Origin of the sequence: Arthrobacter sp. B3I4 (assembly GCF_030816855.1) — a bacterium.
Lineage (GTDB): Bacteria > Actinomycetota > Actinomycetes > Actinomycetales > Micrococcaceae > Arthrobacter.
Window position 1 is genome coordinate 3,150,715 of sequence record NZ_JAUSYK010000001.1, and the last position, 25,951, is coordinate 3,176,665.

Annotated in this window: 24 protein-coding genes and 1 pseudogene; 6 read left to right on the forward strand and 19 right to left on the reverse strand. The window is 68.7% G+C overall.

The features are described from left to right. Positions 1-12: 12 nt before the first annotated feature. Both nusA and rimP read right to left on the reverse strand, forming a co-directional pair. Positions 13-993: a transcription termination factor NusA gene (gene nusA, locus QFZ61_RS14925; protein ID WP_307037319.1), complete on the reverse strand. Its 981-nt coding sequence runs from the start codon at positions 991-993 to the stop codon at positions 13-15. Next, positions 993-1,607, reverse strand: coding sequence for a ribosome maturation factor RimP (gene rimP / locus QFZ61_RS14930; RefSeq protein WP_307037321.1), 615 nt, complete (start codon positions 1,605-1,607; stop codon positions 993-995). Before rimP ends, nusA begins: the two co-directional genes overlap by 1 nt. Before the next feature lie 407 nt (positions 1,608-2,014). Between rimP and QFZ61_RS14935 the strand changes: the two genes are divergently transcribed. The 3 genes from QFZ61_RS14935 to QFZ61_RS14945 all read left to right on the forward strand — a co-directional run bounded on the left by QFZ61_RS14935 (position 2,015) and on the right by QFZ61_RS14945 (position 4,927). Next, positions 2,015-2,965 carry a DUF4439 domain-containing protein gene (locus QFZ61_RS14935; protein ID WP_307037323.1) on the forward strand — a complete coding sequence of 317 codons (951 nt, stop codon included), beginning with the start codon at positions 2,015-2,017 and terminating at the stop codon, positions 2,963-2,965. Between the two features lie 147 nt (positions 2,966-3,112). Beyond that, positions 3,113-3,844 (forward strand): VIT family protein, encoded by a 732-nt coding sequence (locus tag QFZ61_RS14940; RefSeq protein WP_307037324.1) that lies wholly within the window; start codon positions 3,113-3,115, stop codon positions 3,842-3,844. Between the two features lie 27 nt (positions 3,845-3,871). After that, the gene (locus QFZ61_RS14945; RefSeq protein ID WP_307037326.1) at positions 3,872-4,927 is read left to right on the forward strand and encodes an aminoglycoside phosphotransferase family protein; all 1,056 of its coding nucleotides are present in this window, start codon (positions 3,872-3,874) and stop codon (positions 4,925-4,927) included. Positions 4,928-4,947: 20 nt separating this feature from the next. Here QFZ61_RS14945 and QFZ61_RS14950 read toward each other — a convergent pair whose 3' ends face one another. The 10 genes and pseudogenes from QFZ61_RS14950 to dxr all read right to left on the reverse strand — a co-directional run bounded on the left by QFZ61_RS14950 (position 4,948) and on the right by dxr (position 16,047). Continuing rightward, complete coding sequence (locus tag QFZ61_RS14950; RefSeq protein ID WP_307037327.1) at positions 4,948-6,348, reverse strand: pyridoxal-dependent decarboxylase; 1,401 nt, start codon at positions 6,346-6,348, stop codon at positions 4,948-4,950. A gap of 53 nt (positions 6,349-6,401) precedes the next feature. Further along, complete coding sequence (locus QFZ61_RS14955) at positions 6,402-7,196, reverse strand: TSUP family transporter (protein ID WP_307037330.1); 795 nt, start codon at positions 7,194-7,196, stop codon at positions 6,402-6,404. 15 nt (positions 7,197-7,211) lie between these two features. After that, positions 7,212-9,024 (reverse strand): annotated as a pseudogene (locus tag QFZ61_RS14960) (proline--tRNA ligase). A 376-nt stretch (positions 9,025-9,400) separates the two neighbouring features. After that, the gene (locus QFZ61_RS14965; RefSeq protein ID WP_307038240.1) at positions 9,401-10,288 is read right to left on the reverse strand and encodes a GNAT family N-acetyltransferase; all 888 of its coding nucleotides are present in this window, start codon (positions 10,286-10,288) and stop codon (positions 9,401-9,403) included. Further along, positions 10,251-11,417, reverse strand: a complete 1,167-nt coding sequence (ispG, locus tag QFZ61_RS14970) for a flavodoxin-dependent (E)-4-hydroxy-3-methylbut-2-enyl-diphosphate synthase (protein WP_307037332.1) — start codon at positions 11,415-11,417, stop codon at positions 10,251-10,253. The genes QFZ61_RS14965 and ispG overlap by 38 nt, the downstream gene beginning before the upstream one ends. 62 nt (positions 11,418-11,479) lie before the next feature. Continuing rightward, on the reverse strand, positions 11,480-11,773 hold the full coding sequence (locus tag QFZ61_RS14975; RefSeq protein WP_307037333.1) for a YciI family protein: 294 nt from the start codon (positions 11,771-11,773) through the stop codon (positions 11,480-11,482). Positions 11,774-11,821: 48 nt separating this feature from the next. After that, on the reverse strand, positions 11,822-12,481 hold the full coding sequence (locus tag QFZ61_RS14980; protein ID WP_307037334.1) for a hypothetical protein: 660 nt from the start codon (positions 12,479-12,481) through the stop codon (positions 11,822-11,824). Continuing rightward, positions 12,478-13,200, reverse strand: coding sequence for a MarR family transcriptional regulator (locus QFZ61_RS14985; protein WP_307037336.1), 723 nt, complete (start codon positions 13,198-13,200; stop codon positions 12,478-12,480). The genes QFZ61_RS14980 and QFZ61_RS14985 overlap by 4 nt, the downstream gene beginning before the upstream one ends. Before the next feature lie 290 nt (positions 13,201-13,490). Beyond that, entirely contained in the window at positions 13,491-14,822 is a 1,332-nt protein-coding gene (locus QFZ61_RS14990; protein ID WP_307037337.1) for an RIP metalloprotease, read from the reverse strand. Positions 14,823-14,862: 40 nt separating this feature from the next. Then, positions 14,863-16,047, reverse strand: coding sequence for a 1-deoxy-D-xylulose-5-phosphate reductoisomerase (dxr, locus tag QFZ61_RS14995; RefSeq protein WP_307037339.1), 1,185 nt, complete (start codon positions 16,045-16,047; stop codon positions 14,863-14,865). Positions 16,048-16,254: 207 nt separating this feature from the next. On the opposite strand from dxr, the gene QFZ61_RS15000 reads away from it, so the two are divergent. Continuing rightward, positions 16,255-17,733, forward strand: a complete 1,479-nt coding sequence (locus tag QFZ61_RS15000; RefSeq protein WP_307037340.1) for a lipase maturation factor family protein — start codon at positions 16,255-16,257, stop codon at positions 17,731-17,733. 142 nt (positions 17,734-17,875) lie between these two features. Here QFZ61_RS15000 and QFZ61_RS15005 read toward each other — a convergent pair whose 3' ends face one another. The 4 genes from QFZ61_RS15005 to QFZ61_RS15020 are packed head-to-tail and all read right to left on the reverse strand — an operon-like array spanning position 17,876 to position 21,128. Then, positions 17,876-19,408 carry a tripartite tricarboxylate transporter permease gene (locus QFZ61_RS15005; RefSeq protein WP_307037342.1) on the reverse strand — a complete coding sequence of 511 codons (1,533 nt, stop codon included), beginning with the start codon at positions 19,406-19,408 and terminating at the stop codon, positions 17,876-17,878. After that, the gene (locus QFZ61_RS15010) at positions 19,401-19,922 is read right to left on the reverse strand and encodes a tripartite tricarboxylate transporter TctB family protein (protein WP_307037344.1); all 522 of its coding nucleotides are present in this window, start codon (positions 19,920-19,922) and stop codon (positions 19,401-19,403) included. The genes QFZ61_RS15005 and QFZ61_RS15010 overlap by 8 nt, the downstream gene beginning before the upstream one ends. Before the next feature lie 2 nt (positions 19,923-19,924). Then, positions 19,925-20,953: a tripartite tricarboxylate transporter substrate binding protein gene (locus QFZ61_RS15015; RefSeq protein WP_307037346.1), complete on the reverse strand. Its 1,029-nt coding sequence runs from the start codon at positions 20,951-20,953 to the stop codon at positions 19,925-19,927. 52 nt (positions 20,954-21,005) lie between these two features. Next, entirely contained in the window at positions 21,006-21,128 is a 123-nt protein-coding gene (locus QFZ61_RS15020) for a hypothetical protein (protein ID WP_307037348.1), read from the reverse strand. Between QFZ61_RS15020 and QFZ61_RS15025 the strand changes: the two genes are divergently transcribed. Further along, entirely contained in the window at positions 21,127-22,824 is a 1,698-nt protein-coding gene (locus QFZ61_RS15025; protein ID WP_307037350.1) for a sensor histidine kinase, read from the forward strand. The genes QFZ61_RS15020 and QFZ61_RS15025 overlap by 2 nt on opposite strands. After that, positions 22,796-23,608: a response regulator gene (locus QFZ61_RS15030; RefSeq protein WP_307037352.1), complete on the forward strand. Its 813-nt coding sequence runs from the start codon at positions 22,796-22,798 to the stop codon at positions 23,606-23,608. Before QFZ61_RS15025 ends, QFZ61_RS15030 begins: the two co-directional genes overlap by 29 nt. 207 nt (positions 23,609-23,815) lie before the next feature. Here QFZ61_RS15030 and QFZ61_RS15035 read toward each other — a convergent pair whose 3' ends face one another. From QFZ61_RS15035 to QFZ61_RS15045, 3 genes are read right to left on the reverse strand one after another with little or no spacing between them, the layout of a single operon-like run. Beyond that, on the reverse strand, positions 23,816-24,649 hold the full coding sequence (locus QFZ61_RS15035) for a CoA ester lyase (protein WP_307037354.1): 834 nt from the start codon (positions 24,647-24,649) through the stop codon (positions 23,816-23,818). Beyond that, positions 24,646-25,191, reverse strand: coding sequence for a MaoC family dehydratase (locus tag QFZ61_RS15040; RefSeq protein ID WP_307037356.1), 546 nt, complete (start codon positions 25,189-25,191; stop codon positions 24,646-24,648). Before QFZ61_RS15040 ends, QFZ61_RS15035 begins: the two co-directional genes overlap by 4 nt. Continuing rightward, on the reverse strand, positions 25,188-25,949 hold the full coding sequence (locus tag QFZ61_RS15045; RefSeq protein WP_307037358.1) for a 3-oxoacid CoA-transferase subunit B: 762 nt from the start codon (positions 25,947-25,949) through the stop codon (positions 25,188-25,190). The genes QFZ61_RS15040 and QFZ61_RS15045 overlap by 4 nt, the downstream gene beginning before the upstream one ends. Positions 25,950-25,951 lie beyond the last annotated feature (2 nt).

Genomic DNA, 25,951 nt, shown 5'->3' on the forward strand with positions numbered 1-25,951 from the left:
GCTCCTGCGTAACTACTTGTCGCGGTTCTCCGCCGCGTCCGAGACGATGTCAATCCGCCAGCCGGTGAGCTTGGCTGCCAGGCGGGCGTTCTGGCCTTCCTTGCCGATCGCCAGCGACAGCTGGTAGTCGGGCACGACGACGCGGGCGGACCGGGTGGCCTCGTCCGTGATCGTGACCGAATTCACGCGCGACGGCGAGAGCGCGCTGGCGATGAACGTGGCCGGATCGTCGCTGTAGTCGACGATGTCGATCTTTTCGTCGTTCAGCTCGGTCATCACAGCCCGGACCCGGGATCCCATCTCACCGATGCAGGCGCCCTTGGCGTTCACCCCGGGAACGTTCGGCTTGACCGCGATCTTGCTGCGGTGGCCGGCTTCGCGGGCCAGCGCCACGATTTCGACCGAGCGGTCGGCGATCTCGGGAACTTCCAGCTCGAAGAGTTTGCGGACCAGCCCGGGGTGGGACCGGGACAGCGTGATGGACGGACCCTTGGTGCCGCGGTGTACGTCGATCACAAAGGCGCGGAGCCGGTTGCCGTGGGTGTACTTCTCACCGGGAACCTGCTCCGGCGGCGGCAGCAGCGCCTCCACCGTTCCAAGGTTGACCTGGATCATGTGCGGGTTGTTGCCCTGCTGGATGGTGCCGGCGACCAGTTCGCCCTCGCGGCCCTTGAACTGGCCCAGCACGTTGTCGTCTTCCGCGTCGCGCAGGCGCTGCAGAATGATCTGGCGTGCGGTGCTCGCCGCGATCCGGCCGAAGCCGGCCGGGGTGTCCTCGAACTCGCCGATCGGCGCGCCGTCGTCGTCGATCTCGGTGGCCCAGATGGTCACGTGGCCGCTCTTGCGGTCCAGCTCGGCGCGGGCCTTCTCGAACGCCCCGGGCGTCTTGTGGTAGGCCACCAGCAGGGCCTGCTCGATGGTCGGAATCAGGAGATCCAGCGGGATTTCGCGCTCACGCTCCAGGAGTCTCAGTGCGCTCATGTCAATATCCATTAGGCCTCCTCGGAAGGTCCATTGTCGTTCTCCAGACCGGCCTCTTCGAGGTGGCTGAACTCTATTTCGACTTTTCCGCTGCGGATCCTGTCGAAAGGAAGCTTGACGGGGTCGCCCTGCTTGGGCTTCATTCCCTTTTTGACGGCCAGTTCCGGGATCAGCGTTACGCCGCCGTCGTCGACGGACTGGATCCGCCCGGTGACGTTTTCACCCTGGATGACCTTGACAGTGACAAGGCGTCCGCGGGCGCGGTGCCAGTGCCGCTGCTCGGTGAGCGGCCGGCCGACGCCGGGCGAGGACACCTCAAGGTCGTAGGGGCGAGAGTCGGTGCTCGGATCGCCGTCCAGGATGTCGGAAAGGGTCTTGGAGATCTCGGCGATGACGTCCAGGCTGACGCCCCCGGTTTCCTCCTGAGGGAGGTCCACGACAACGTGGACCACGCGGTTGGCGCCGGCGACGTGAATGGAAACGTCCTCCAGATACAGCCGGTTGGCCAGGACTGCAGGCTCAAGGAGCGCGTGCAGGCGCTCGGCCTCCAGGTTGTGAGCGGAGGCGGCGTCAGCCTTCCCCGTCCCGGTCCGGTCTGTCGAAGTCGTGGCTTCTGCGTTGGTCATGATGCCGCCCGCCTCCCATTAGATGATGTTGTGTCTACTAGCCTAGCGATATTCCCGGCGCCGTGGTGCACTCGTGTTCCGCAGCCGGCATGGCACCATGGTTTGTTGTGAACGAGGACAGCGGGGACGAACGACGGCGGACCAGCTTGCCTCGGCATCTCCCCCGAATCGCGCTCCTTGTCTGCCTCGCCCTTGTTATCGTCAGCCTCGGCATGGTGCTGCGGCCCGGGAATCCGGCGGAACCGGAGCAACCGTCCGCGTCTGAGCGCTTCCGTGCCGCCGCACTGACTGAGGCCCTGCGGCTGCGGACCGCCGCCGAGCAGCTGGGCGGCGCACCTGGCGCGACAGCTGTTCCCCCGGCTCTCCCCCCGGCCACCGAGGCCGCTCGGCCGGCAGTGGCCACAACTGTGACTTTGCTGACAACCCAGGCCCGGGCGCTGCTGCGCCCTGACCCGGCTGCGTCGCCGCCCGCGCCCGGCGCATCGGGCGCGACGGGTTCAACGGGCGCGACGGGCACGACGGGCACGACGGGCGCATCGGGCGCGACGGCGGCAGCGGCTCCTGCCGCCCCGGCCACGGCCACCGTGCTGGCAGCGGACCTTGCAGGCAGTGGGCGCCAGCGACTCGCCGACGCAGCCTCGGCTGACGGCGGGATGGCAAGGTTGCTGGCCGCCGTCGGAACTGCCCAACTGCTTCAATCATCTGCCCTTGCCCGGGCGGCCGGCGCCCCGGACCCGGCCGCGGGCTTGCCGGATATTGGCATACCGGAAACTGGCTTGCCGGGCGCCGGCCCCGACGCCAGCGCGTCCGCTCCGGCCGCCTCGGCCGGGGCCCTGCCCTGCCCTTCGGAACCCGCATCGCCGTCGGGCGCTTCTGCTGCCGGCGGCACCCCCGCGGCCGGGACCTCCGCGGGAGGCACCGCGGATCTGCCCGGCGCCCTGGCGGCAGTGATCAGCACCGAACTGGAAACCGTCTACGGCTATCAGGTGGCGTTGACCCGCCTTGACGGCGGCCCCGCCAAAACCGCCGCCGAGCAACTTGCCCGGCACGAGGCGCTTGTCGCCGCCGCGGAGTCCCTGGGCAGGGCGCACTGCGCGCGCGTCCCGCCCCGGGAGGCCGGTTACGCCTTGGAGCAGGGGTTCCTCGCCTCCCCCGGTCCCGCCTTGGCGGCGCTTGAGACCGCGTCGCTGAACGCCTACGGCGACCTGGTGGCGCTCAGTGACGGCGACGTCCGGCAATGGGCCATGGCGGGGCTGGTTGGGGCCGCCCGCCGGGCCGCGCTCTGTGGTGGAACGCCCGGGCCCTTGCCGGGGCTGGCCGCCGATCCGGCGTCGTTCCCCAGCCTGCCCGCGGGCTGACCTGCACTCTGCCGGCGGGCGGACCGGCACCCCGCCGGTCCGGGCGCGCCCGCTCCGGTCCGGATCCCGCCGCCGGGGAAGGTCCGGCTTACCTTGCTTAGCCTTCCTATACTGGCCAGCCGGCAGGGGTGGTGGTTTGCTGTAGCCATGGATATCGCCGGGGCAGCAGCCTTTCATGACAACGAGCCGCATCACAACGACATTGCGCACCGGCTGAACTGGCTGCGCGCCGGTGTGCTGGGCGCCAACGACGGCATCGTCTCGGTCGCCGCCATTGTGGTCGGTGTCGCGGGCGTCACCACGGATTCGGGACCCATTCTTATTGCGGGCGCCGCCGGCGTGGTCGGCGGTGCCATCTCAATGGCACTGGGTGAGTATGTCTCGGTCAGCAGCCAGAAGGACAGCCAGCAGGCGTTGATCGAGAAGGAACGCCGCGAACTGGCCGAGGAGCCCGAAGAGGAACTGGCCGAACTGGCCGCGATCTACCAGGGCAAGGGCCTCAGCGCGGAAACCGCGCAGCAGGTCGCCACGGAACTGACCGCGCACGATGCCCTCGGCGCGCACCTGTCGGCCGAGCTGCACATTGATGAGACAGACATCGTCAGCCCCTGGCACGCGGCCTTTGCCTCGGCCATCGCCTTCCTGGTCGGCGCCATCCTGCCGATGCTGGCCATCCTGCTGCCGCCGGAAAACATCCGCGTTCCGCTCACGTTCGTGGCCGTGCTCGTGGCCCTGGCCGCAACCGGAGCCATCGGCGCCTGGATCGGCGGCGGCTCAAAGATGAAGGCGGCCATCCGGGTGGTGATCGGCGGCGCCGCGGCACTCGTGGCGACCTTCCTGATCGGCAGCTGGCTTGGCGCCAGCGGCATCACCGCCTGACCCGCGGCAGCTACTACGCTGGGACCGATGACTTCACCGCCAGCCATTCCGATTCCGCCCGCGCTCACCCGCCGTTACACAGCGCGTGCCGAGGGCCGGTCCTGGCTGGCGTCGCTCCCCCGGCTGATTGAACGCTGCCTGGAGCAGTGGCAGCTCGTCGCCGACCTGGCGCCGGGCAGCCAGCCGTGGAGCGGCCAGGGCGCCGTCGTGGTTCCGGTCCAAAGGAAGACGTGCGACGGCGACCGGGACGCACCGGGGACCGCGACGGCGGCACTGAAGATCGCTTACCCGCATGAGGAGGCGCTCCAGGAGCGCCAGGCCCTCCTGCTGTGGTCCGGGATCGGCGCGGTGCAGGTGCTGGGCGCCGATCCGGACGCCGGTGCCCTTCTGCTGGAACGGCTGGATGCCGGACGTTCGTTGCAGGACGTGCCGCTGGACACCGCGGCGGAGATCTGGGGCGGCCTGGTCCGCCAGCTGAGCCTGCTGCCGGACGGCCGTCCGGAGTGGAGTGAGTTCGATTCGGTGGCGGCACGCGCCGAGCGGTGGAGTGACGAACTTCCGGAGAGCTGGGAGCGGCTGGGCCGGCCCTTCCCCCGCTGGCTGCTCGAGGCGGCCCTGGAGGTCTGCCAGACCCGGGGCGCCGTCGGCCGGCGGTCCGGCACCGATGTGCTGGTACACGCCGACCTGCACTTCCAGAACGTCCTCGCCCTTGCCGGCGGGCCCGCCCTTCCCGGCGGCTACAAGGCGATCGACCCGCAACCGGCGGTCGGCGAAGCCGAGTTCGCGGTGGCGCCGCTGCTGTGGAACCGGCTGGCGGAACTGCCGTCCGCCGGCGCGGGCCCGGCCCTGCTGCAGCGCTGCCGGGACTTCAGCGCGGCTGCAGGACTTGACGGTGAGATCGCACGGCAGTGGGCGCTGGCGCGGGAGGTAGACAATGCCTTGGAGTACGCCGCCGAGGGCCGCGACGGCGACCTGGTCCGGTCGCTGTGGGTAGCCAGCACCCTGGCCAGCAACACTCTTCCGCAGCTGCCGCAGCCCTCCGAGCTGCCGGCGCCGGCGGAAACCGCTCACCGGCCTGGCTGAGCCCCGGGCTAACCCCCGACCTAACTCCGGACCGTTTCGAGCGCGTCCCGCACGGCAGCCACAGCGACGGCCACGTCGTTCTCGTCGGTGCTCCAGTTGCTGACCGAGATCCGCAAGATGTCCCGGTTACGCCAGTGTGAGCCGGACATCCAGACGCGCCCGTCGGCGATGATCCGGGCGGTCACCGCCCGCGTGGTGGCGTCGTCGCCGAAGGCCAGAGACACCTGCGTGTAGTCGACGTCGTTGAGAACCTCGACGCCATCCAGCGCGGCCAGTTCCTCCGCGAGCTGGCGGGCCCGCTGCACCAGCCCTCGGACCTGGCCGGCGACGCCGTCGCGGCCCAGTGATTTCAGCGCAGCCCAGACCGGTACGCCGCGGGCACGGCGGGACAGCTCGGGTACCGTCTCGAAGGGATCGGCCGCGCCGTCGGCGTCCTGGATCAAGTAGCTGGTGTGCACGCCCATGGCTGACCGCAGCGCCTGGGCGTCCCGGACCACGGCGATGCCGCAGTCGTACGGGACGTTGAGGGTCTTGTGCGCGTCGGTGCCCCACGAGTCGGCGCCGGCCAGCCCGGCGGTCAGGCCGGCGAGCTCCGGTACGGCGGCCGCCCAGAGCCCGAAGGCCCCGTCGACGTGCACCCACGCCCCATGGGCTTTGGCGACCGCGACGGCCTCCTTGAACGGGTCGAAGGCGCCGGAGTGCAGGTTCCCGGCCTGCAGGCAGACCAGCAGCGGGGTGCGTCCGGCAGCACTGGCCCGGTCAAGGGCGCAGTCCAGTTCAGCCGGATCGATTCGGCCCTGCGCATCTGCCGGCACCACTGTGGGCCGGCCCAGTCCCAGGTACCGCAGGCCGAGGTCGATCGTGTCGTGCCGTTCCTGGCCCACGAAACACTGAATCCGGGGTGCGCCGGCGAGGCCGTCGGCGTCGAGGTCCCAGCCGGCGTCAGCCATCAGGCGCCACCGCGCCGCCGCCAGGCCGGTGAAGTTGGCCATGGTGGCACCGGTGGCGAAGCCGACGTCGGAGCCGGCGGGGAGGCCCAGCAGATCGAGCAGCCACGCGCCGGCGGCTTCCTCGATGGCTGCCGTGGCCGGCGTGGCGAAGCGCAGCCCGGCGTTCTGGTCCCAGGCGCTGACCAGCCAGTCCGCGGCCAGCGCGGCCGGCAGGGTGCCGCCGATAACCCAGCCAAAGAACCGTCCGGACGGCATCGCCATCAACCCGGGTTCGGCCTTCGCCGCCAGGTAATCGACCACCTCCGCGGCCGGCATCCCTTCGGCAGGCAAGGGGCCGCCGAAGTCGGCGGCGAGGTCGGCAGCGGTCAGGCGCGGACCCACCCGCCGCGTCGCCTGGCTCTCCAGCCACTGGTGCGCGTGCCGGGACGCGGCCGCCAGGGCTTCGCTGTAGCGTTCTTCCGGAGCTGACATAGCTGCATGCTACGCCGGCGGACAGCGTGCGGGCAGTGCCTTGGCGACTTCCGCTACGCGAAGACGTCCTGCCAGACGTCGGAGCCGAGCTTGATGATCAGCGCCCCCACCACCACGAGGAACACAATCCGGATGAACTTGCTGCCGCGGCTCACGGCAGTCCGAGCGCCGAGGTAGCCGCCGGCCATGTTCGCAGCCCCCAGCACCAGACCGAGGCCCCAGAGCAGTGACCCGTGCGGCAGGAAGAACATCAGGGCGCCGGCGTTGGTGGCCATGTTGACGATCTTGGCCTTGGCGCTGGCCTCCAGGAACGCGTAGCCCATCGCGGAGACCAGCGCGATGATCAGGAACGACCCCGTGCCGGGGCCGATCATGCCGTCGTAGAAGCCGATGACGGCCCCGATCAGGGAGGCGATGACGTAATGCCGGTGGCCGTTGTGGCGGAGCTTGGTCAGCTCGCCGACGTTAGGCCGGAACGCGGTGAAGAGCGCGACGGCGACCAGCGCCGCGACGATGATCGGCTTGAACACGCTCGCCGGCAGGGTCGCCGCCAGCACCGCCCCGCCGAAGCTGCCGACCAGTGCGATTGCGGCCATCGGGATGGCCGTGCGCAGGTCCGGCCGGACGCGCCGGTAATACGTGACAGCGCTCGTGGTGGTGCCGAAGATGGAGCCCATCTTGTTGGTCGCCAGGGCCTGCACCGGGCTGATGCCTGGAATCAGCAGCATGACCGGGAGCTGGATCAGTCCCCCGCCGCCGACGACGGCGTCCACCCAGCCGGCGGCGAAACCGGCCACCACCACGAGGATCAGCGTGGCAAGCTGAATCGATTCGAGCCCGGAAACCATCCCCTGGAACTCGGGTCAGCTGTTGCTGCCGGCGTTGACGACGAAGTCAACGGCCTTGTCCACGGCAATGTTCTCGGCGTTGCCGCTGCGGCGGTCCTTGATCTCCACGACACCGTCAACCAGCCCGCGTCCGACGGCGAGGATCGTCGGGACACCGACGAGTTCGGCGTCGCCGAACTTCACGCCCGGGGAGACCTTGGGCCGGTCATCATAAATGACCTCGAGGCCGGCGGCCTCCAGTTCGAGGGCCAGTTTCTCCGCGGCGGCGAAGATTTCCTCGCCGCGGCCAACAGCGACGACGTGGACGTCCGCCGGCGCGACGGCCCGCGGCCAGATCAGGCCCCTCTCGTCGTGGTTCGACTCCGCGAGGGCAGCCACCGCGCGGGTGACCCCGACGCCGTAGGAGCCCATGGTCACGACGACCTGCTTGCCGTTCTGGTCCAGGACCTTCAGGTCCAGCGCCTCGGCATACTTGCGGCCGAGCTGGAAGATGTGGCCCATCTCGATGCCGCGGGCGGTCTCCAGCGGGCCTGAGCCGTCCGGAGCCTCGTCGCCGGCGCGCACCTCAGTGGCTTCGATCACGCCCGTCCCAGCCAAAGTCGCGGCCGGCGACGAGGCCGAAGACGTGCTTGCCGGCTTCGTTGGCGCCGGTGATCCATGCGGAACCGCTGACCACGCGGGGATCCACGAGATAGAGCAGCTTGGCGGCGCCCTCGGTCCCGAGCAGCGGCGCCTCCACGGACAGGCCGGGGCCGATGTAGCCCTTGACCAGGAGCGCCTGCTTCTTGAGGTCCTCCTCGTTGGCTGCTTCGAGCGTGATTTCGCCGCCGATAGGCAGGAAGGAGCCGACGTTCGCCTCAACGCGCTTGAGATCGACGCCGCGGTCGCCCGGAACGCCGATAACGACAAGCTGCCGAACACCTGTGGGCAGGGTCACGGCGAGCACGACGTTCTTGAGCGTGTCCGCGGCGGTCCACGCACCGCCGTCGGCCTCGCTTCGCGGGGCCAGGGAATTGGCGGCCTCGACCAGGGTTTCAATCGTCGGGGTGTCCGGGGTGTCGCGGACCTCCGCGGCCGGGGCGTTGGAATAGTCGATGGCTTCGGGCACCACGGTGGTGACCGCCTCGACGTTGGCGGCATAGCCGCCGGCGGAGCGGACGAAGGTGTCTTCGCCGATCTCGGTGGGGTGCAGGAATTCCTCGCTCTTGGAGCCGCCCATGGCGCCGGCCGTCGCGGTGACGGGGACGACCTCAAGGCCGAGGCGCTCGAAGATCTTCAGGTAGGCGGCGCGGTGTGCCGCGTAGCTGGCGTCCAGGCCGGCGTCGTCGACATCGAAGGAGTAGGAGTCCTTCATGATGAACTCGCGGCCGCGCAGCAGGCCGGCCCTGGGACGGGCCTCATCGCGGTACTTGTTCTGGATCTGGTAGATGCTCAGCGGCAGGTCCTTGTACGAGGAGTACAGGTCCTTGACCAGGAGGGTGAACATTTCCTCGTGGGTGGGGGCCAGCAGGTAATCGTTGCCCTTGCGGTCCTTGAGCCGGAAGATGCCGTCGCCGTACTCGGTCCAGCGGTTGGTGGCTTCGTAGGGTTCCTTGGGCAGCAGCGCCGGGAAGTGGACTTCCTGGGCGCCGATGGCCGTCATTTCCTCGCGGATGATCTGCTCCACCCGGCGCAGCACACTCAGTCCCAGCGGCAGCCAGGTGTAGATGCCCGGGGCCGCACGGCGGATGTAGCCGGCACGGAACAGCAGCCGGTGGCTGGCCACTTCGGCGTCGGCCGGGTCTTCACGCAGGGTGCGCAGGAAAAGCTTGGAAAGTCGAAGGACCACTGGAGGGGTATCCGTTTCTGAGGAAGTGCGGGGCTTGCTGGAGCTGACGAAATGTCCAGCTACTAATCTACCGTCTAGCCGCGGGCGGCACTCCCGTGCGGAAAGGGAAGAGCCACGCCATAAGGAAGAAGCCCCTGGCCGTTTACGGCTGGTCATCCCCCAATGGCGTGGCCCCCGCGACCCCAGTGCCGCTAAGTCCATGGCTGCTTACTTCTGGCTAGTCCTGCCAGCGGGTGGCACCCGCAGCCGATGGTTCATTCCTCCCTGAGACCGCTCGCACCTGCTCGGCGCGGCTAGGACGAATTTATGTGATCTACGTCGCCAAAACAAGAGCTTGCAACCACATTCTTGTCACATATCTCTGTCAATAACCTGTCTAGAAAAGAACGGTCGCGAAGGTGCCCACCTGGTGGAAACCCACCCGTTCATAACTGGCCCGCGCGCGGGAGTTGAAGTCGTTAACATAGAGACTAGTGACCGGCGCGAGAGTCTGGGCGAAGACTACGACGGCGGCCATATAGCCGGCGCTCCGGCCCTGCCCGCGGAAAGCCGGATTCATCCAGACGCCTTGCACCTGCGTCGCGTCTGCGGTCACGGCACCCAGCTCGGCCTTGAACACCACCTCGCCGTCGGCGCCGATATGCACCAGCGAGTGTCCGGCCCGGATCAGTCCTTTGACCCTGCGGCTGTAATACTCACGGCCGCCCAGATACGGCGAATAGCCTACTTCTTCCTCGAACATGGCCGCGCAGGCAGGCAGGATCCGGTCAAAGTCCGCGAGCTGGCCCCGGCCAAGGGCCGGGTCGGGCTCGATCAGGGGAGGCCCGGAGATGGCCAGAAGCGGTTGCTCGGCCCGGATTTCCTGCGCCGAGTGGCCTAGCTCCTCCATGGCTGCATGAAGGGCCAGAACCGTCGCTGCGGGACCAAAGATGGAGGCATAACGACGGCCCGAGTTGTGCGCTGCGGCCGCCACCAGCCCGGCAAGTTCCGGTTCCAGCTGTACCGGTACCAGGTTGGCTCCGGCCCAGCACGCTCCCACAAGCGTGCCGCCGTCGAACACTCCCAGGATGCTGGCGCCGCCCGCGGTCGGCGAAGCGGTGCCTGCCGACTCCAAGTGCGACAGGAGAAAGACGTTTGCGACGGCGTCCTGCCGGGCGAGGTCCAGGAGGGCGCCGGTGTCGCTGTCCCCCAGTACCCGGACGGCGGCGCCGGCAGCGGCACCGTCCCTACGAGACGCTAACCACGGGGCTACCCTGGACAGCATCTTCGCCATCGGACTCCCCCATCTCTTCAGCGAGACGCATTGCCTCTTCGATCAGTGTCTCAACAATCTGGTCCTCGGGGACAGTCTTGATGACTTCGCCCTTGACGAAGATCTGGCCCTTGCCGTTGCCCGACGCGACGCCGAGGTCAGCTTCCCGGGCCTCCCCGGGGCCGTTGACGACGCAGCCCATGACCGCCACACGGAGCGGAACCTCCATGCCCTCGAGCCCGGCCGTGACCTGCTCGGCCAGCGTGTACACGTCCACCTGGGCGCGTCCGCAGGACGGGCAGGAGACGATCTCGAGCTTGCGCGGGCGCAGGTTCAGGGACTGCAGGATCTGGTTGCCCACCTTGATCTCTTCCACCGGCGGGGCGGAAAGGGAAACCCGGATGGTGTCACCGATGCCGCGGGAGAGCAGCGCGCCGAAGGCAGTGGCGGACTTGATGGTGCCCTGGAACGCGGGACCGGCCTCGGTCACGCCAAGGTGCAGGGGCCAGTCGCCCTTCTCGGCCAGCATCTCGTACGCGGCGACCATGATGACGGGGTCGTTGTGCTTGACCGAGATCTTGAAGTCGTGGAAGCCGTGCTCTTCGAACAGCGAGGCTTCCCAGACAGCGGATTCCACCAGGGCTTCCGGGGTGGCCTTGCCATATTTCTTCAGGATGCCCGGCTCCAGCGAGCCGGCGTTGACGCCGATTCGGATGGACGTGCCGTGGTCCTTGGCTGCCCGGGCGATTTCCTTGACCTGGTCATCGAACTTGCGGATGTTGCCGGGGTTCACCCGGACCGCGGCGCAGCCGGCTTCGATTGCGGCGAAGACGTACTTCGGCTGGAAGTGAATGTCCGCGATCACCGGGATCTGGGACTTCCGGGCAATGATCGGCAGGGCGGCGGCGTCATCTGCGGACGGGCAGGCCACGCGGACAATGTCGCAGCCGGACGCCGTGAGTTCGGCGATCTGCTGCAGGGTGGCGTTGATGTCCGTGGTCGGAGTCGTTGTCATTGACTGCACGCTGATGGGCGAGTCGGACCCGACGCCGACCGATCCCACCTTGATCTGGCGGGTCTTCCGGCGCGGGGCTAGTACGGGGGGTGGTGCCGACGGCATTCCCAGGCTGACCGAGGTCACGTGGACTCCTCTTGAAAAATCGAAACTTGGATCGAAGAACCGCTAGCTCGCGGCGGGACGGCCTAGCTGGAGTGCTCGGCCAGCAGGCCGGTGACCGGAGCCCACTCCGTGGTGCGGATGCCGGAAATTGCGCTGGCCGCAGCAAAGGGATCCTGCTTGAGGATCGCACTCAACGCCTCTTCGTCAACGGCGCGGACGATGAGCAGGGCGCCTGCACCGTCGGAGTACGGGCCGCTGGCGAGGAGTGTGCCGTCCTGGGCCAGTCCGGCGGTCCATTCGCGGTGTGCGGGCCGGGCGGCGGCTCGGGATTCGGCGGATTCGGCGTCGTAGACGTACTCAACAGCAAAAACAGTCATACCGCTACCCTATCCCCCCGCCTGCCCGGTTCCCATCCGCTCCCGGCGTCAGGCCAGGAAGACGACCTTGGCCAGCGCTGCGATCCCGGCCGCCCAGAGCATGGAGGTGAGGGTGCCGATGATGAACCGCTCGGCGGCCACCGGGGTTTCCTTCAGCTCCGCGAACCGGCCCAGACCCTTGATCGCCACCACGTAGGCAATCGCCACCGGCTGGCCGGCCAGGATGGCCAGGCATACCGCCAGCCGTTCCAGCACGCCGATAATCGCTCCGCCACGCAGGATGCGGGTGCCGGCTCCGGGCGCCGCCGGGGCAGTGCCCGGGGCCCCGCCTGCGGCCCCGCCTGGGGCCGCGCGGGACACGCCTGCGGCGGGCACGGTCGCGTTCGTAGGCACGGTGGGCGGCGGGGACGGCACGGTGATTTCGCCGTCGACCGTGGCGCCATGAACGTTTTCCGGCGCGGCGTTTTCCGGCGCGGCAGCGCTACCTGCCGCGGCGCTGCCTTGGGAGGCAGCGTCTTCAGTGGCGCCGGGGACGGCGCTGTCCGGAACGCCGGCGCCCGCGGCGCTGTCCGAAACGTCGGCGCCGGCGGCCGACCGGATGTCGGACCTGTCATCGATGGTCCGGGCAAGACGGAACACCAGGGCGGTGACCGGCCAGCCGGCGAAGCCTGCGACCAGCAGGGCCAGCGTGATCCAGAGGGCGCTCACCGGTCTCCTTTGCTAGGGGCTTGCCGGGCGGCGTTGTCCGTTCCGGCGGTCAGGCTGTGGGCCAGGGCCAGGAGCATTTCCGCCGCCGGCCTCGCCGCCCATTCTTCCTGCCAACCGGAGCGCAGGAGCGAACGGCTCACCGACTGTTCCGTAATTCCCAACTGGCGGGCAGCGACCTTCTGCATCCCGTGCGTGCCGGGCTGGCCGTCCCGGAGGCCGCGCACCGCGTCGACGACCTTCCACTGCGCGGTGGTCCGGTCCTGGACCAGACGCCCGATGAGCCGCAGCACCGCCTCCGCGTTGGCGCACTCGAGCGTCCCAGGCGGCCCGTCCCCGGGGGTTCCCCCCTTCCCGGCGGCAGCACCGCGCGCAACCGTCCCGGCGGCCACGGCCAGCGGGACATGGGAGGAAGCGGCCTTGGCCCGCTCCACCGCATGGCGGGCGGCGACAAAGGCCCGGCCCGATCCCTCCCTCGGACTGGCCGGCAGCGGAAGGTCGACCGGGCCGACGCCGATGCCCACGTACCACCGTCCGTTGCGGAGGGCGTGCAGGGCGACGTCCACGGCCTCTTCGGGGCGGTCCAGGACACCCTGGACTTCATCGCCGACCGAGCGTTCGAAACCCGCGCCGGGGCAGAGCTCCCCGAGTCCGGCGAGCAGCTCGGGGACGCGGTCGACGTCGGTGCTGCTGCCGCGTTGGTCAATGGTGAGGACGTACATGCTCCAACCATAAGCGGCTGATTCGGCACAATCAACCATTCATAGCTGATTATGCAGAATCAGCCGGTATGGGTTTGCGTCCGGCGGCCAGCCGGACCGCGCTGCTACGACGCTCCCGCCCAGTTACTTCGGTCCTGCCCCGCTGCCAGTCCCGGGAACACACGGACCTGCGGCGCAGACCGCGGTCCGCGCGGAGGTAACTGGGCGGGAGCGGAGGTAACTGGGCGGGAGCGTCGGCACTGGCCCCGGGAGGTGCTGAGGTCACGCCGGGGGCTTGGGCGCGGGCCGGGTCAGCCGAACAGGTTGACCGGTTTGACGATGTCCGCGTAGATGAGCAGCGCGGACATGCCCATCAGCAGCACGGCCACCACGTAGGTCACCGGCAGCAGCTTGGCGATATCGAACGCACCGGGGTCGGGCCGGCCGAAGAGCTTGGCGATCCGCCGGCGGGCCCCCTCGTACAGCGCCCCGGCGACGTGGCCGCCGTCGAGCGGCAGCAGCGGGACGAGGTTGAACACGGCCAGCGCGAAGTTCAGCCCGGCAAGCAGCCCGACCAGGGCGGCCAGCCGGCTCTGCAGCGGAATCTGCTCCATGGCGGCGACTTCTCCGGCCACGCGGCCCACCCCGACGACGCTGATGGGGCCGTTGGGGTCGCGGGGTTCCTCACTGAAGGCGGCCTGCGCCACGCCGGCCACCCGGGCCGGCAGGTTCAGCACGACGCCGGCGATCTGCTGGATGTTCTCGCCGGCCATCGGCAGCACGGACGTTGCCGGCTGCGGGACGAGCGCGGTCTGGGCGCCGATGCCAAGGAAGCCGACGTCCTGGTAGCGGGGTTTGCCGGCGGCGTCCTTGGCCTGCCGGCCGTCCTCGCCGACGACGGGGCGGGCAGACAGGACGGGGGTGACTGTGGTGGTGACCGGGGCGCCGTCGCGCTCCACCGTGATCCTGACCGGCCGGTCCGCGGAGGCCCGGATCCAGCCGGTGAGCTCCTCCCAGCTGGTGACAGCCTTGCCGTCGAAGGACGTGATCCGGTCGTTGGGCTTGAGGCCGGCGGCGGCCGCTGGGGTGAGCTTGCAGTCGGCGGAGTTGGGGTCGACGGTTTCGCCGGCCTTGACCTGGCACTTGGAGACGTCGGCGATGGTGGTGGTGGAGGTCGCGACGCCGAAGCCCATCAGCAGCACGGCGGTCAGCACCACGCCGATCAGCAGGTTCATCGCCGGCCCGCCGAGCATGATGATGATTTTTTTCCAGACCGGCAGCCGGTAGAAAACCCGGTTGCCGTCGTCAGGGCCGATTTCCTCGTGCGCCAGGGAACGGGCGTCCGAGGCCAGCGACTGGAACATGCCGGTACTGGAGGTCCGGACGCTGCCGTCCGTCTTGTTCGGCGGGTACATGCCGATCATCGAGACAAAACCGCCGAGCGGGATGGCCTTGAGTCCGTATTCGGTCTCGCCGCGGCGCCGGGACCAGAGCGTGGGACCGAAGCCGATCATGTACTTCGTCACGCGCACCTTGAAGAGCTTGGCCGGGACCAGGTGCCCCACCTCGTGCAGGGCGATGGAGACGGCGATGCCGATTACGACGAAGACGACGCCGAAGATAAAGAGGACAACGGGGCTCATGCTGGGCTTTGCTACTTCCTGGGCATTGGTCGGCTAGGTGTCAGGCGCTTCCAACGGCCAAACGCTCGAGGGCCCGCGCGCGTGCCCACTGTTCAGCATCCAGCACGGTGTCGAGTGTCAACCCGGAGGATCCCGAGTGCTCGCTGAGGACTGCTTCGATGGTGTCAACAATATCGGGAAAGCGGATCTGGCCGGCGTGGAAGGCCATCACGGCTTCCTCGTTGGCGGCATTGAAGACCGCGGGGAAGGTGCTCCCCCGCCGGGCCGCTTCCTTGGCCAGGCCGACGGCGGGGAAAGCCAGGGTGTCCAGCGGTTCAAAACTCCAGCTCGTCGCCTTCGTCCAGTCGCAGGGTTGCGCGGCGCCGGCCACCCGGTCCGGCCAGCCCAGGCCCAGGGCTATGGGCAGCCGCATGTCCGGCGGCGACGCCTGCGCGATGGTGGAACCGTCGACGAACTGGACCATGGAGTGCACCACCGACTGCGGGTGGACCACGACGTCGATTTTCTCCAGCGGAATGTCGAAGAGCAGGTGGGCTTCAATGACTTCCAGGCCCTTGTTCACCAGGCTGGCGGAATTGGTGGTAACCATCAGGCCCATGTCCCAGGTGGGGTGGGCCAGGGCATCCTGCGGTGTGACGTCCTGCAGCTGCTCGCGGGTCCTGCCGCGGAACGGTCCGCCGGATGCGGTCAGCACCAGCCGGTCCACCTCCGCGGCCGTCCCCGAACGCAGGCACTGGGCGATCGCGGAGTGCTCGGAGTCGACCGGGACGATCTGACCTTCCCGCGCGGCCGCCTTGACCAGGGCGCCACCGACAATCAGTGATTCCTTATTCGCCAGCGCAAGGGTAGCGCCGGACTTCAGCGCCGCGAGAGTGGGGGCGAGCCCGATCGAGCCGGTGATCCCGTTGAGCACGACGTCGGCCGGGATTTCCGCAATCCGGGTGGAAGCATCGGGGCCGGCCAGAATCTCCGGTCGGTAGCCGTGGACGCCGGCTGCGCGGGCGGCGTCGTCGATCAACTGCCGCAGGGACGCCGGGTCTCCGCTGGCAATGCCGATGGCCCGCGCCCGGGTGTGCACGGCCTGCCGGGCGAGGAGTTCGAGGTTGCCGCCGCCGGCGCTGAGGGCGACGATCTCGAAAAGGTGCGGGGCGCCGTCGACCACGTCGATGGCCTGGGTGCCAATGGACCCGGTGGATCCGAGAAGGACTATGGTGCGCGGCTGCATGGTTTAAGTATCCCGCACCGGGTTCCGTACCCTCGCCGTGCACCGAGTTCGCACTTCGCGGCAATCATTGCGCGCGACACTGCCGCGAAATGCGCACTCGACGGCGGTCAGGTGCGCACCGACGGCGGCGAGGTGCGCACCCGACGGCGGCACTGCCGGGCGGTGAGGGCCGTTGACGCCGCAGAGCGCAGGCGTAACGTGGGGACCGTGGAGTGGACGGCCTGGTTTGACGCACCGGAGTACGAGTTCGCCCGGCAGGTGCTGCAGCGAGGCATCGCCGCCATCTACTTCGTGGCCTTCCTGTCCTCCCTGAACCAGTTCCCGGCGCTCCTCGGCGAGCGCGGACTCCTGCCCGTGCCGGACGTCCTGGCCCGTTCCCGCCGCCGGGACCGGCCGACCCTGTTCAGCTGGCGGTACTCGGACCGGCTGCTGCGGGCCGTCTGCTGGGCCGGCCTGCTGATCTCCGCGGTGCTGGTCCTGGGCGTGCCGCAGCAGGGACCGCCATGGGTTCCGCTGCTGGCGTTTCTGACGCTGTGGCTGCTCTACATGTCCATCGTTAATGTGGGGCAGACGTTTTACGGCTTTGGCTGGGAGATGCTGCTGCTGGAGGCCGGCTTCACCGTGGCGTTCCTGGGCTCGGACCAGACTCCCCCGCCGCGGACCATCCTGATCCTGCTGGCGTGGCTGGTGTTCCGGCTGGAGTTCGGCGCCGGCATGATCAAGATCCGCGGTGGTTCGGAGTGGCGTGACCTCACTGCGCTGTACTACCACCACGAAACCCAGCCGATGCCCGGGCCGCTCAGCCGGCAGGCCCACCTGCTGCCCAAGGCGTGGCACCGGATTGAGGTTCTGGGCAACCACTTCTCCCAGCTGGTGGTGCCGTTCTTCCTCTTCGCGCCGCAGCCGGTGGCCAGCGCGGCCGCCGGGGTCATCATCCTCACCCAGCTCTGGCTGGTGGCCAGCGGAAACTTCGCCTGGCTCAACTGGATGGCGATCCTGCTCGCCTTCGCCGCCGTCAGCGACCCGGTAGCGCACGCCCTGGTCCCGGCGATCCCGCTCGACTGGCACACCGGTGTGTGGGGCGCGGGCGCTCCCGCGGGCGAGGGTAGCCAGGCGCCGGTACCGTGGCTGGTAGTGGTCTTCCTGGCCACGGTGCTGTTGCTAGTGCTCAGCTACCGGCCGATCGAGAACCTGCTGTCGAAGTACCAGCTGATGAATGCCGCCTTCAACCGCTGGCAGCTCGTCAATGCCTACGGCGCCTTCGGCTCGGTCACCAAGCAGCGGATTGAAATCATCGTGGAGGGGACCCTCGCTGCGGAACCCGATGACACGGCGGAGTGGCGGGAGTACGGCTTCCGGGGCAAGCCCGGGGACGTCCGCCGGGTTCCGCGCCAGTGGGCGCCGTACCATCTGCGTCTGGACTGGCTGATGTGGTTCCTGCCGCTGCGCAGCGTGCACGAGCAGTGGTTTTACGCGTTCCTCGAGAGACTGCTGGAAGCGGACCGCCCCACCCTGCGCCTGCTGCGCCATGACCCGTTCGACGGCGCCCGTCCCCGCTGGGTGCGGGTCACCAGCTACCTTTACCGCTTCGCCACCCGGGCGGAGTTCCGGCAGACGGGCCAGCGCTGGATCCGGCTCCAGCTGGGCGAGTCCATTCCGCCGCTGTCCCTGCCGCCGGACACCTGAGGTCGGCCGGGCAGCCGGGAATGCAGCCCGGGACGAGGCAGCGACGGCGAGCGCGCCGACTGCGGTGGGCCCATAGGACGCAAATGGCCGGAATGGTGGGTACCATTCCGGCCATTTGCGGCTACTCGATGAAGCATCCGGCCTACACGGACACCTCTTCCTTCTCGGGGACCGCTTCGAGGGCGGCCTGGCGGCGGCGCAGCCACCAGGACCCGAGGAAGATCAGCGCCATGGTCGCGTAGACCACGATGGCGAACGGCGTCGAGAACAGGGCCGCCGGGTCGTTCTGGGAGAGCTGCAGCGAACGCCGCAGCTGCACTTCGAACATCGGGCCCAGGATCATCGCGACCACCATCGGCGCTACCGGGTAGCCGTAGCGGCGCATGAAGTAGCCCAGGATGCCGACCACCAGCAGGACACCGACGTCGCTCGGCGAGAAGTTAACCGAGAAGGCGCCCAGGGCGGCGAAGACCAGGATGCCGGCGTACAGGTAGGGCCGCGGGATCTGCAGGATCTTTACCCAGAGGCCGACAAGCGGCAGGTTGAGCACCAGCAGCATGAGGTTCCCCACGTACAGGGAGGCGATCAGGGTCCAGACCAGGGCGCCCTGGTTTTCGAACAAAAGCGGTCCGGGCTGGATCTGGTAGCGCTGGAAAGCCGTGAGCATCATGGCCGCCGTCGCCGTCGTCGGGATGCCGAGGGTCAGCAGCGGCACCAGGACGCCTGCGGCCGCGGCGTTGTTCGCGGCTTCCGGACCGGCGACACCCTCGATAGCGCCCTTGCCGAACTGGGCTTTGTGGGTGCCCTTCGCCAGTTTCCGCTCGGCAGCGTAGGACAGGAACGTGGAAACGTCGGCGCCGCCGGCCGGCACCGTGCCGATCGGGAAGCCGATGAAGGTGCCGCGCAGCCAGGGCTTCCAAGACCGCTTCCAGTCCTCCTTGGACAGCCAGGCGTTCTTGCCCTTGCTGACCGGGATGACTTCAACCGGGCCGTGCCGGAGCTTGGACGCGACATACAGAGCCTCGCCGAGCGCAAACAGCCCCACCGCGACCAGCACCATGTCGATGCCGTCGACCAGGTTCGGGTTGTCGAAGGTGAAGCGCTGCTGCGCCGTGCTGTCGTCGATGCCGATCAGGCCGATGAACAGGCCCAGCGCCAGCGAGGCCAGGCCGCGCAGCACCGAAGCGCCCAGCAGCGCGCCCACGGTCAGGAAGGCCACCACCATCAGCGCCACATAGTCCACCGGGCCAAGGCCGACGGCGAGTTCCGCAACCACCGGGGCGAGGAAGGACAGCAGCACCGTGGCGATGGTGCCGGCGATGAACGAGCCGATGGCCGCCGTCGCGAGCGCCGCCGCTCCCCGGCCTGCCTTGGCCATCTTGTTGCCCTCCAGCGCCGTGACGATCGAGGAAGACTCGCCTGGCGTGTTGAGCAGGATGGAGGTGGTGGAGCCGCCGTACATGCCGCCGTAGTAGATGCCGGCGAAGACGATCAGCGCCGCCGCAGGATCCAGGGCGTAGGTGATCGGCATCAGCAGCGCCACGGTCATCGCGGGCCCGATCCCGGGCAGGACGCCGACGGCGGTGCCGACGAAGACGCCGCCCAGGGCGTAGAGCAGGTAGATCGGCTGGAGCGCCGTCGAAAACCCTTCAAGCAGGAGCAGGAAACTATCCATGGAAGAACGGCACCCCCTCAAGCAGCGGGCCCGGCGGAAGCGAGACGCCCAGCAGGCCGCCAAACACGTACTGCAGCACGAGGGCCATCACCACGGAGACCAGGACCGCCTTCCACAGCGGTTTGGCCTCCAGCGTCCAGGCCGCCCCGCTGAACAGGACGGCCGCCGCCACGGGCCAGCCCGCCGGTTCGATCAGGAAGATGTGCAGCACCACGAAGGCGACGAGCTTGGCCAAAGCGATCCAGTCCGTCTTGGCCGTGACGTCAAGGTCTTCCCCTTCCTCGGCCTGGCCGACCTTGCCCCGTAGGACCTGGACGACGATGCCGGCGCCCACGAGCACCAGCATGCTGCAGACGATGTAGGGGAAGGCCCGCGGCCCGATGCCGGTCTCTGACGGCGGGATCGGAATGGATCCCGCCGTCAGGAGCCCTGCCGCGCCCACGCTCACGAACAACAGGGCAAAGAGAATCTCCCCCGTTGGCCGTTTGGCGGGCGTGAGAACTTGCGAAGACATTGTTACTTGACCAGGCCGATCTGCGTCAGGGTGGTCTTCACCTTGGTGATGTCCTCGGAGAGGAAGGTCTTGAAGCCGTCGCCGGCGAGGAAGGCGTCGTCCCAGTTGTTCTTCTTCAGCGTGGACTTCCAGGTCTCCGACTCATGCAGCTTGGTGACGAGTTCGGTCAGTTTGGTGCGCTGGGCATCGTCGATGGAGCCCGGCGCCACCACGCCGCGCCAGCTGGTCAGTACGACGTCGATGCCCTGGTCCGTGAGCGGCTTGACGCCCGGGAGTGCGGGGACCTCGGCCTTGCCGGAGACGGCGAGCGCCCGGACCTTTCCGGCCTTGACCTGCTCGGCGTACTCGCCGATGCCGGAGATGCCGGCCTGGACCTTATTGCCCAGCAGCGCCGCGAGGGATTCCCCGCCGCCGGAGTAGCCGATGTAATTCAGTTTGTCCGGTTCGATGCCCTGGGTTTTGAGGATCTGTCCGGCCAGAATGTGGTCAGCACCGCCGGCGGAGCCGCCCGTGATGGCGACGCCCTTGCCGTTGGCTTTGATGTCGTCCACAAGGTCCTTGACGGACTGGTACTTCGACGACGCCGGGACCACAAGCACCAGCGGCTCCTCGGTCAGGCGGGCGATCGGGGTGGTGTCTTCAAGCCGGGTCTTCGCCCCGTTGGTCTCCACAGCGCCAACCATTACGTAGCCCATCACCATCAGGGTGTTGGCATCCTTCTCCGTGGCGAGCTTGGCCAGGCCGTTGGTGCCGCCGCCGCCGCCGATGTTGGTGACCTGCGCCGAGGACACAAGCTTGTTGGACTGCAGGTCAGCCTGGATGGCCCGGCCGGTCTGGTCCCAGCCGCCGCCGGGGTTAGCGGGCACGATGATGCTGAGCTTCTTGATCGGGTCGGCACCGGCGTTAGCCCCGGCGCCTGCGCCGGTGCCGGTACCCGTGCCGCCGCCGGCGCAGGCCGAAAGGGCGAGCATGAGGCCCGCTGCGCCGGCCGTCAGTGCGGCCCGGCGGGTGAAGTTGGGGTGGGACGTCATTGTTTCTCCTTGGACGAATGTGATGCACATCATTGGAATCACTTCCCCGACCCTAGGGACGGGTGCGGTCGCGGAACAGTATTCGGACGTAGAGGTAGTAGTGGTCATATTGGTCACGGCGGGCGGGCCGCCATCCGGCCAGTTCCGGCAGCGCCGGATGGGAGACTTGTGACATGTTTCACAGGATCCCGCTTCGCTTCCAGCTGGTCGCCCTCCAGCTCGGAATCGTGCTGGCCGTCCTCACCGCCGTGGGTGCCGTGACGATCCGGATGCAAGAACAGCAGCTGCGGGACGCCTACAAGGGCCGCCTGATCGGCGTCGCCGAAAGCGTGGCGCGGCTGCCCTCGGTGATCGACGCCTTCGGCACCGCCTCCCCCGCGGAGACCATCCAGCCGATCGCCGAAGTCATCCGCCAGGCGTCGACCGTGACCTACGTGGTGGTCACGGACCGCGACGGCGTGCGGCAGTCGCATCCGAACCCGGAGGAGATTGGCAAGCACGTTTCCACCGATCCTTCCGTTCCGTTATCCGGTGACATTTACGTGGGAACCCAGACGGGTACGCTGGGCGAGTCCTGGCGGGTGAAGGTGCCCATCTTCGACCGAGCCGGTTCGGTGATCGGCTCCGCCTCGGTGGGGGTTCTGGAGAGCACCCTCGCCGCGGACCTGTATGAGGACCTTCCGCAGCTGTTCGGCTGGCTCCTTGGGGCCGCGCTGCTCAGCTCCCTGGGCGCCATGTACGTCTCCAAACTGGTCTGGCGCCGGATCTACAAGCTGGAGCCGGAGGACATCGCGGCCCTGCTGGAGACCCGCGACGCCATGCTCCATGGCCTGGGTGAAGGTCTGGTGGCGGTCGACGCCGACGGCCGGGTCGCGTTGGTTAACGATGAGGCCCGCCGGCTGCTCGGCGTGGGCGAGGAGATCCTCGGTTCACCGGCGACAGCGTCGCTCGAACCGGGCATCCACCGCCTGCTCGCGGCCGGTTCCAGCACCGAGGAACTGGTGCTCTCCGGCGAGCGGATCCTGTTGGGCAAGGTCAACGCCGCAACGGTCGACGGGCGTGAGGTGGGCAAGGTGCTGATTTTGCGGGACCGGACCGAGCTGCACACCATGCTGCGCGACCGCGACGGCGCCCTGGACGTCACCGAGGCGCTGCGGGCCCAGGCGCACGAATTCGCCAATAAGCTGCATGTGATCTCCGGTCTGCTGGAGCTCGGCGAGCAGTCCAAGGCGGTCGAGTACCTTGGCCGCAGCCACAGCGACGCTGCCTTCGTGAACCGGCCGCTCGCCCCGGGGATCACCGACGACGGCGTGCGGGCGCTGTTGATCGCCAAGTCCACGGTCTGCGCCGAGCGCGGCATCGACATCGTGGTGGACCCGGATTCCGTGTGCTCGCCTGACGGCACCGATGACGTGATCACGGTGCTGGGCAACCTGATCGACAACGCCGTGGACGCCACCGGCTACGACAGCACCATCGCCGTCGAACTGGCCGAGACGCCCGGCGGGCAGCGGACCCTCACCGTGGACGACGACGGCCCCGGCGTCCCGGACGCGGACCGGGTGTCGGTGTTCGAAGCCGGCGTGACGAGCAAGGAACCGGACGGGATCAATACCCGCGGCTTCGGCCTGGCGCTGGTCCAGCGCGTGGCCCGGCGCCGCGGCGGAACCGCCGGCGTGTCCCGTTCGGAGCTGGGCGGCGCCTGCTTTACCGTGACCTTTGCGACGGTGCCCGGGGCGGCACCCGGGCCGGCGGCTGCCACGACGCCGCTGGCGGAAACAGCGGACATCCCCGCCATATCCCGGACACAAGAGACGACACCAAAGGTGGAGCTGGAAAACTATGAGCGGTATACGCACCCTCATCATTGACGATGACGTGGCGGTGGCGGGGATCCATCACGGCTTCCTGCTGGCCCGTGGCGGCTTCGACGTCGTAGCCACTGCGCACACGGGACAACAGGGCCTGGATCTCGCGGCCGAGCTGCTGCCGGAGCTGGTCCTGCTGGATATCCACCTGCCGGACATGTCCGGCCTGGACGTGCTGCAGCGGCTCCGCAGCCGTCCCCGGCAACCCGTCGATGTCCTGGTCATCACCGCTTCACGCGAGTTGGAGACGGTGCGTTCAGCGATGGCGGGCGGGGTGCTGCACTATCTGGTCAAGCCTTTCACCTCGCAGGCCCTGAACGAGCGGCTCGATGAGTACGTGGCGCTGCGCGATGAGCTGGCTGCCGGGTCCGCAGCCGGTCCCCTGGACCAGGAGCGGATCGACCGGATCGTGGCGCCGTCGCGGCGGTCGGCTCCCGCGAACCCCGCCCCCGGGGCCACGGCAGCAGGCGTGCCGGCAATAGGGGGCCCGGCAATAGGCGGCCCGGCAGCAGGCGGCCCGGCGGCAAGCGGCCCGGCCGGGGTGCCCGGTGGACCGGAGGTCCGGCTGCCGAAAGGACTCGCCCGGCCTACGCTGGACGCCGTGATCGAGGCCCTTCGGGCCAGCCCGGAAGACGTCTCGGCGGCGGGCATGGCCTTGCAGCTCGGCCTGTCGAGGGTGAGCGCCCGCCGCTACCTTGAGTACCTGGTGATCAACGGCTTCGCACGGCTGACCCCGCGCTATGGCGCGGCCGGCCGCCCGGAGAACCGCTACTTGTGGAAGCCCTGAGCCCCATCGGCACACCTTTCGACTGAAATGGCCGCTATGAGACCTCCCATAGCGGCCATTTCTGGCGAGTCGACGACGCCGGGCCCGGCTCCTCCTGCGAAATGACAGTTGACACCGGTATCCGAGCGGCAAAACACTGCCGCCAAATGCAAACCCGGTCGCGTTCGAGACGGCGGGACGCGGCCGGCCGTGCGGACGCCGGTGGGGCTAGTGCCCGGCGCGGCGGAGGGTGGATTCGGCGTGCTTGAGGATGGGCCCGTCGATCATCTTGCCCTGGTACTGGAACACCCCGGTGCCCGCGGCAGCGGCGGCGTCGAGCAATTCGACGGCGGCAGCGACGTCCGCCTCGGATGGGGCATAGGCCTCGCGGACCGCGGCGACCTGGTTCGGGTGGATGCAGGCCTTGGAGCCGAAACCGGAGGCGACGGCGTCCCGGGACTCCGCGGCGAGGCCGTCAAGGTCCGGGATGTTGACGTAGACCGAATCGACGGCCTCCTTGCCGCAGGCCCGGGCCGCCAGCAGGACCGTGGAGCGGGCGTGCAGCGCCACCGCACGGTAGCCGCCGTCGTCGTTCCGGCTGGAGGTGCCGCCGAGGGAGGCGAGCAGGTCCTCGGCGCCCCACATCAGCGCCACCACGTTGGGCTCGGCGGCGATCGCGGCGGCATTCACGATCCCGGCGGCCGTCTCGCACAAGGCGATCACGTCGTAGCCCTCAAGTTTCTTGAGCTGGTCAGCGCTCTCGGCCTTGGCGAGCATCACGTGCCGGTACGGGGTGTGTTTGAGGCAGTGCAGGTCCTTTTCGAACTCTTCGGTGCCCGCCGGGTTGACCCGGATGATGGTACGGCTCGGGTCCAGCTCCGGGACGTCGCCCGCGGAACCGAGCTGGGCAAGGATGGCACCGCGGGCGCGCTGCTTGTCGGCCGGCGCGACGGCGTCCTCCAGGTCCAGGATGACGGCGTCGGCGCGCTCGGCGGCCTTCTGGTAACGCTCGGGGCGGTCGGCAGGGCAGAACAGCAGGGCAGGACCCATCAGGAAACTCATGCTTCGATTGTCCCCTTTCCGGCCGGACCCTGCCCGCCGGTGTGCGCCTCGCGGGTCCACATCAGGCAGCTGCGGGTCGCGAGTGCCACGACGTCGCCGTCCTGGTTCCGCCCGGTGTGCTGCATGGTCACGATCCCTTGGCCGGGCCGGGAGGAAGACAGCCGCTTTCCGGTCACCACAGTCTCGGTGTAGAGCGTGTCGCCGTGGTATAGCGGGTGCGGGAAGGACACGTCGGTCAGTCCCAGCTGGGCGATGATGGTGCCCTGGGTCAGCTGCGGGACGGACTGGCCCACCAGCGTGGCGAGGGTGAACATCGAGTTCATCAGCCGCTGGCCGAACGGCTGACCGGCGCTCCAGGCGGCGTCGAGGTGCAGCGCCTGGGTGTTCATGGTCATGGTGGTGAACAGGACGTTGTCCGTCTCGGTCACGGTCCGGCCGGGCCGGTGCGCGTAGACGACGCCTTCTTCGAGTTCCTCGAAGTAGAGGCCGCGTTGCTCGATCACCCGGCGGGTTCCGGACCCGGGCGTTGTCTCGGTGGTCATACAGTCAGTTCCTGGTCTTCCTCGAAAAGTTCGGCGCCGGTGGCCGCGGCGACTTCCGCGGCGGTGACGCCCGGGGCCAGCTCGCGGAGCACCAGCCGGGAGGTACCGGCCTCGGTGACGACGTCGATCACGGCCAGGTCTGTGATGATCCGGTCGACGCAGCCCTTGCCGGTCAGCGGCAGGGTGCACTGCTCGACAATTTTTGGTTTGCCGTTGCGGTCCACGTGCTCCATCATCACAATGACCTTCTTGGCGCCGAAAACCAGGTCCATCGCGCCGCCCATGCCTTTGACCATCTTTCCCGGGATCATCCAGTTGGCGAGGTCCCCGTTTTGTGCCACTTCCATTGCGCCGAGCACCGCCACGTCCACATGGCCGCCGCGGATCATGCCGAAGGAGGCTGCGGAGTCGAAGAACGCCGCGCCCTTGTTCACGGTGACGGTTTCCTTGCCGGCGTTGATCAGGTCCGGGTCCACCTGGTCGTCGGCCGGGTAGGGACCGACGCCCAGGATGCCGTTCTCCGAGTGGAGCACCACCTCGACGCCGGCGGGAATGTAGTTGGGAATCAGGGTAGGCATCCCGATGCCGAGGTTGACGTACTGTCCGTTGTGCAGTTCGCGTGCCACGCGGGCGGCCAGTTCGTTCCGGGTCCAGCCCTTGGCCCCGCTGCCGTCCGGATGCTCGACGGCGGCGGGCCGGTATTCGTGGCGGACCGCCTCCGGACGCTCCGGCGCCCCCTGCGACTTGTTCGTGTCCACGG